Annotated in this window: 1 protein-coding gene; it reads right to left on the bottom strand. The window is 77.2% G+C overall.

Annotated features, from left to right (window positions below; genetic code table 11):
• Positions 1-77: 77 nt before the first annotated feature.
• Positions 78-619: hypothetical protein (locus ACFY9I_RS42515; protein WP_391012908.1), on the bottom strand; the 542-nt coding region annotated here is incomplete at its 5' end.

Below are 619 nucleotides of genomic sequence, written 5' to 3'. Positions count from 1 at the left end.
CATCGTGCCGCTGGAGGAGCTGCTGCGCCTCGCCGACACCGACGACGAAGGGGACGCGTAGCGGGGGGCGGGCCGCGTCAGGATGCCGTCACTGTGACGGCTCCCTGACGCGCCTTGGCCTCACGAAGCCTCTGGCGGAACCGCTCATAGGCCGCCTCCCGGCCCTCGATGGCGTGCTCCTGGTCGTCGTCGCGGCCGAGCCGGGCCGCGGCCTCCCGCGCCTGGTCGGCCTTCTCCTGCGCCGCCCGGCGCCGCTCCTGGATCGCGCCCCACTCCACCGTGGTCCGGGACGGAGGCACCGCGTCGGCCGCGCGCAGCCGGGCCGCCTTCGCCTCCCGGGCCTCGCGGGCGCGGGCGATCTGCTCGCCCGTGGTGGGCAGGCCGGGGCCGAGCGGGTCCAGGCGCCAGAAATCGACGCCGGACACCAGGCCCCACCGGCTCAGCAGGGACTCCACGGCCGGGAGGCCGCCGACGAACCCGGCCAACGCCAGGTCGGCCCGGCCGCCGTTGCGCTGAACGACCGCCTCGCGGAAAGGCCGGCGGGCCACGGCCAGGTTGGCGCCGCGCGCCTCGGCCTCGGCCAGCTCCTCGGCCAGCTCCTCATCCGTCCGGTCGTCCG

This window comes from Streptomyces sp. NPDC012510 (genome assembly GCF_042955065.1).
Classification (GTDB): Bacteria; Actinomycetota; Actinomycetes; order Streptomycetales; family Streptomycetaceae; genus Streptomyces.
This window is presented reverse-complemented; position numbering and strand designations above follow the sequence as displayed.